Below are 6,000 nucleotides of genomic sequence, written 5' to 3'. Positions count from 1 at the left end.
AATACGCCAAGGCGTATTTAATCTAAGGTAAAAAGAAAGGGCGGTAAATCATGAATTTTAAAGATAAAAAAATGAAATTAATATTTATGATCTGTGGAATTTGTATTGTTATGTTTATCGTGTTCTATCATTTTTTCGGACGAGAAACAGAGCTTGAGCCTAACATTAATGAGGAGGAATTGGTACTTGAACCGGTAGTTGAAGAGGAGCCCTTAGTCGACGAGGTCAAGGTCATACTTGTGGATATTAAAGGGGCGGTACATAATGAGGGAGTATTTGAAGTCGGGGAGGGAATGAGAGTCAAGGATGTCGTTGATATTGCTGGAGGATTTACTGAAGATGCAGAACATAGACAAGTAAATCTAGCCGAGCGAGTGGTGGATGAAATGGTCATTTATGTTCCGCGTATTGGTGAAAACACTGAAATTAAGACTAGTGGCTTATCAAGTAAGGATGATGGGAAAGTATCACTAAACAAGGGGACACAAGCAGAACTTGAAACATTAACAGGAATTGGACCATCTAAGGCGGCAGCAATTATCGCATATCGGGAAGAAAATGGGCCTTATAAACAACTTGAGGATCTACTTCAAGTAAGTGGGATTGGTGAAAAATCCTTTGAGAAGATAAAGGACGAACTCAAATTGAATTGACGATTCATAGGGGCTACCGATAAAATAATTGTAAGGTTTTGTAGAAGGGATGGGGGAAATTTGAATCGAATCAAATGGGATCAATATTTTATGGCTCAAAGCCATTTACTTGCATTAAGAAGTACATGTACACGATTAACAGTTGGAGCAACAATTGTTCGAGATAAGCGAATTATTGCAGGGGGTTATAATGGGTCAGTTTCAGGCGGAACACATTGCATTGATGAGGGCTGCTATGTTGTCGACAATCATTGTATAAGAACTGTACATGCTGAGATGAATGCGTTATTACAGTGTGCAAAGTTTGGTGTGCCGACAGAAAATGCAGAAATCTATGTAACACATTTTCCTTGCCTCCAATGTACAAAAGCAATAATCCAGGCAGGAATCAAAGTTGTTTATTATGCGAAGGATTATAAAAATCATCCATACGCAATTGAAATGTTCGAGAATTCGAATGTAATTGTTCAAAAGGTTCCACTTCAAGAAATGGTGATTGATCTAAAATCGAAAGAGAAATTAGAATTTGTCAATGAATTAATTGAGAAATTAACGGATTCAGGTGCGGAAGATAAAGAGATAAAGGCATTACATGAGCAAGCTCTCACACTTTTTTCAAATATCGTCTAATTTAATCAGGAAATATGGGGACTATGTACAAGGGAAGCTTGTCTATCTCGCTTTTTTTTCGTTATTAGGTATACTAGTCCCTTATACCTCTTTTTCTTGGTTTAGCATTCTTCTCACGCTCCTCTTATTATGTTTTATCCTAATCCGCCACCATTTTTCACTTATTATCCTAAGTATATTAACACTATTTTTCTTCATGTGTTCGTTCATGCTCGTTGATTCTAATAATCAAACCAAGCTAGCACCTACGACCACTACAATAAATGCCGAATTAGTAGAGACTCCCGATTTTAATGGTGATAAGCTCTCCGTCATTGTAAACACCTCAAAGGATGAAAAGCTACTGTTGGTTTACTACATCGAAACTGAAGTTGAAAAATTTCAACTTAGTAAATCCGTACAAATAGGGTTAATGTGTTCCTTCAAGGGAACTCTTAAAGAGCCACAGGTCTCAAGAAATCCACATTCATTTGATTATCAGAAGTATTTATATTCTCAAAAAATCCATTGGATCTTTGAGGCAAGCTCTATAACACCTGAAAAATGTGTTTCACAGGAAAAGTGGTCGATGAGTCGTTGGCTATTACAAATCCGTGAAGCAGGTATTCAACAGATTGATTCTCATTTCGATGGGTCCACTGCAGGGATTATCCAAGCTTTAATTTATGGAGAAAGAACGAATATCGCGAATGATATCGAAACTTCCTATCAATCCCTAGGTTTGATCCATTTATTAGCAATATCGGGGCTTCATGTAAGTCTTTTGACCGGTATGTTTTACTTTTTATGTATTCGATTTGGAGTGACACGAGAGTCTACCTCGATTCTCCTCTTAAGCTTATTGCCAGTTTATATCATAATTGCAGGAGGTTCTCCCTCTGTTATACGATCTGTACTGATGTGTATGCTGTTATTTGCGACGATCTTGTGGTGGAAGAAGGCGAGTATGCTTGATGTCATTAGTTTTGTTTTTATTTTTATGATTGCGTTTAATCCGTATGTTTTACTTAACATTGGTTTTCAGTTATCCTTCATGGTCAGTGCATCATTGATTTTATCCTCAAAAGCAATATTTAAACATTATTCCAATGCTTTTTCTTCTTTATTCGCGGTTTCATTTTTATCGCAAATAGCCTCGTTGCCCATTTTACTATTTCACTTTTTTGAGTTTTCATTGCTAAGCTTGCCACTAAATATGCTATATGTTCCATTATATTCTGTAATTATTTTGCCGTTCGCTTTGTTTACTTTGTTTTTACTAGGAATATTTGAGCCAATCGGTCAAATTTTTGCTGCCATCCTATCATGGATGATGGAATTATTAAATCAAGCTACCGTTTGGGTCTCGCAATTTTCATTCTCTGTGCTAACACTAGGGAAACCAGGGCCAGTCCTCATGATTTTGTATTGTGTTACGATCTTTTATTTTTTAATTTGTTGGGAGAAGAAGAAAGTGCTTTTGCAACGTGCGCTTCTTGCGCCAATTGGGGTTTTAATGCTCCATGTAATCCTGCCATACTTAAATCCATATGGAGAAGTTACAATGATCGACGTCGGGCAAGGGGATAGTATTTATATTGAACTCCCGTTCCGAAAAGGGGTTTATTTAATTGATACTGGAGGAACGATTCAATTTGAACAGGAACAATGGAGAGAAAGAAGAAAAGAATTTTCAACTGCAGATATTATTATTCCCTTTTTGAAGTCAAAAGGGGTTCGCAGCTTAGATAAGCTTATCCTAACACATGGTGACCAAGATCATATTGGCGGGGCAAAAGATCTAATTGAAAAAATAAAGATTAAAGAAATCATTTTAGGAAAAAGCAAACAGGATACAATCCAAGAAGCTGAGTTGAAGAAAATAGCCGTGAAAAAAGGAATTCGCATTAATCTAGTTGAACGTGGACAAAATTGGAAGGAAGGTGAGAACACATTTTTTATTCTTGCACCGAAAGGAAATGAGATAGAGGAAAATAATAATTCCATTGTTATTTATACGAAACTTGGTGGTCTAAACTGGCTATTTACAGGGGATATTGAAAAAGATGTGGAACTTGAGCTCAGCAAATCGTATAAAAACTTACAGGCGGATGTATTAAAGGTAGGTCATCACGGGAGTAAAACATCTTCAACGAAGGCGTTTATTCAATTTATTAATCCTAAAATTGCATTAATTCCAGTAGGGGTAAATAACCGATTTAACCACCCGCATCCGGATGTCATTAATCTTTTTAATGAAGAAGAAATAAAGGTTTATCGAACTGACAAAGATGGTGCAATTCAATATCGCTATTATAAAAATTCAGGAACCTTTATGCGCACAATTCCATAAGATACAGTAGAGTAAATACGAAAAGAGACTGCCAAAAGGACAGTCTCTATTTGACAGTATGTATTCTGTCGGTTTTAAGCTCCGATAACCTTAATTAAAGTTGCGATAATGAAAATTGTAGCGAAGAAGCCAAATGATACAACGAATGCTATTCCAGCATCTACAACATCATTTCGTGTGTTTTTAATATTCTTTTCAAATTCGTTCACGCCTAACCCCTCCTAAACAGTTATAGTATAGCCTAACTACCCAAAAAAATCTAGATTTCCTTTTAAAAATTGGTTTTGTTTTACAAAATAAAACAATGCCGAAAGAAAGTAACAACCCTTTTCCCCCTATTATCCGATACACTTCCTTTATTAACAACACTTGTCACAAATAGTTCAAAAAACAAAGTGAATCCTAATAGTACATAAGCATACATCTCGGTAATGTTCCGATAAAAAATTATCATTACTCAGGCAAGTTACCCGGGGCTTGTTTGGTAATGTTTCATATAGATTGGGAATTGGCAAAAACCAATTCCCTTTTTACTTTTTCCTTTATTCAGCAAAGCAGTATAAAGGAAAAAGCCACCGGCGGATGCCACAGATTTTTCAGAGGTAGGTTTTCGAGCGTAGGATCAAAGACTAAGGATGCCACCTTCTGTGGCAACGTCTTTGTGACCCACCGGGTGGGACTAAAAAATTTGGGCACAAAAACGCCAAGACGTTTTTGATTGTACCTGTTGAAAAAAATACGATTTCTCGATACGATTAGTTAGGTAATGAAGGCTTAGTAGTGGAGAGGGATAAAAATGAATTTAGAGCTTTGGAAAAAAATTAAGAAAAAACAATTTGCACCGGTCTATTTGTTACATGGATCTGAAAGTTTCTTAATCCAGGAAACAAAAGAATTACTTATTAAATATAGCATTGAAGAAGAAGAAAAGGATTTTAATTTATCAGTATTTGACTTAGAGGAAACACCAATTGAGGTTGCTTTAGCTGATGCAGAAACCCTTCCTTTTATGGGCGAAAGACGGCTTGTTATTTTACAAAATCCTTCATTCTTAACTGCTGAGAAAAATAAGGACAAGGTTGAACATAATGTATCGGTTCTTGAGCATTATTTGAAAAGCCCTGCTCCATTTACAATTCTTGTGTTTACTGCACCATATGAAAAGCTCGATGAACGAAAAAAAATCGTCAAGCTTTTAAAAGCAAATGCGGAAGTTCTAACTGTTAATACCTTGTTTGAAAAGGATTTACATAGTTGGATTGCCGATCGAGCAAATCAGCACGAGGTTACCATTCGTCCAGCTGCGATGCAAGAGCTTTTACAGGTAGCGGGGACGAATCTCATGAACATTACGCAGGAAGTAGATAAAATGTGTTTATACCTTGGGGCAAATGGTGAGATTACGGAGGAAACCGTTCAGTTGCTCGTACCAAGATCCTTGGAGCAAAATATTTTTTCGCTTATTGATAAGGTAGTGAATCGTAAACTTGATGAGGCATTACGTATCTTTTATGACCTATTACAAAATAATGAAGAGCCAATAAAAATTTTATCCTTGCTTGCTACGCAGTTTAGATTAATTTTTCAGGTGAAGGAGCTTTCTAGACAAGGTTACGGACAACAGCAGATTGCTGGAAATTTGAAGGTCCATCCATTCCGTGTCAAGCTTGCAGGTGGACAATCCAATTTATTTACACAGGAAGAGCTTCTAAAAATTATGAACCAGCTTGCTGAAGCAGATTATGAAATGAAAAACGGTAAAATGGATAAGAAGTTGATATTGGAATTATTTATAATGAAGTTAGCTAAATGAACATAAAAAAAACGACTCAATTCGAGTCGTTTATTTATTGTCTGGCTCTAGCGCTTTTCGGTATTATGCATTAACCTCGCTAAGTTTTTTAGCTAGACGAGATTTTTGACGGTCAGCAACATTTTTATGGATAAGACCTTTGCGAGCCGCTTTGTCAAGTTTACTTGTAGCAGTAACGAATGCTGATTGTGCGTTTTCAGCGTCGTTATTAGCAACTAATGCTTCAAAGTTTTTCACAGCAGTACGCATTGCAGACTTAACAGTTGCGTTTTGAGCACGACGATCATCATTTGTTTTTACACGTTTGATAGCTGATTTAATATTTGGCATACTTTCACCTCCTGCGAATATCAAGATGATCTAACACGATCAATCATTTACGATGACGGAAATTCTCTTTACTTCGCTAAATGATCTCAAATACAGTCATTGATACTCTGATGTTACAACAAAAGTTATTCTATCAAATTGACTGTAATAATGCAATACCAATCTATTTACCACAGGATAAAAATTGCATGAACCGCATTTTTGGGGGTAAAGCTATAAATACTATGTGAAAAATGGAGGTT

6 protein-coding genes are annotated in these 6,000 nt (G+C 36.3%); 4 read left to right on the top strand and 2 right to left on the bottom strand.

All coding sequences use genetic code 11. The features are described 5' to 3' along the window. Nucleotides 1–50: 50 nt before the first annotated feature. From V7097_RS07920 to V7097_RS07910, 3 genes are read left to right on the top strand one after another with little or no spacing between them, the layout of a single operon-like run. Entirely contained in the window at nt 51–653 is a 603-nt protein-coding gene (locus V7097_RS07920; protein ID WP_335703063.1) for a helix-hairpin-helix domain-containing protein, read from the top strand. A 60-nt stretch (nt 654–713) separates the two neighbouring features. Next, nucleotides 714–1,283, top strand: a complete 570-nt coding sequence (locus V7097_RS07915; protein ID WP_335703062.1) for a ComE operon protein 2 — start codon at nt 714–716, stop codon at nt 1,281–1,283. Beyond that, nucleotides 1,246–3,615 carry a DNA internalization-related competence protein ComEC/Rec2 gene (locus V7097_RS07910; protein WP_335703061.1) on the top strand — a complete coding sequence of 790 codons (2,370 nt, stop codon included), beginning with the start codon at nt 1,246–1,248 and terminating at the stop codon, nt 3,613–3,615. Before V7097_RS07915 ends, V7097_RS07910 begins: the two co-directional genes overlap by 38 nt. Nucleotides 3,616–3,689: 74 nt before the next feature. Here V7097_RS07910 and V7097_RS07905 read toward each other — a convergent pair whose 3' ends face one another. Next, entirely contained in the window at nt 3,690–3,824 is a 135-nt protein-coding gene (locus tag V7097_RS07905) for a YqzM family protein (protein WP_335703060.1), read from the bottom strand. Nucleotides 3,825–4,411: 587 nt separating this feature from the next. Here V7097_RS07905 and holA point away from each other — a divergent pair. After that, nucleotides 4,412–5,428: a DNA polymerase III subunit delta gene (gene holA, locus V7097_RS07900; protein ID WP_335703059.1), complete on the top strand. Its 1,017-nt coding sequence runs from the start codon at nt 4,412–4,414 to the stop codon at nt 5,426–5,428. Between the two features lie 63 nt (nt 5,429–5,491). Here holA and rpsT read toward each other — a convergent pair whose 3' ends face one another. Continuing rightward, nucleotides 5,492–5,758 carry a 30S ribosomal protein S20 gene (gene rpsT, locus V7097_RS07895; RefSeq protein ID WP_335703058.1) on the bottom strand — a complete coding sequence of 89 codons (267 nt, stop codon included), beginning with the start codon at nt 5,756–5,758 and terminating at the stop codon, nt 5,492–5,494. Nucleotides 5,759–6,000: the final 242 nt, after the last annotated feature.

It is taken from the genome of Bacillus sp. JJ1562 (assembly GCF_036962705.1).
In the GTDB taxonomy this organism is placed as follows: Bacteria; Bacillota; Bacilli; order Bacillales; family Bacillaceae_L; genus Ferdinandcohnia.
Note: the sequence above shows the minus strand (reverse complement) of the source record. Positions and strands in the feature narration are given on the sequence as shown.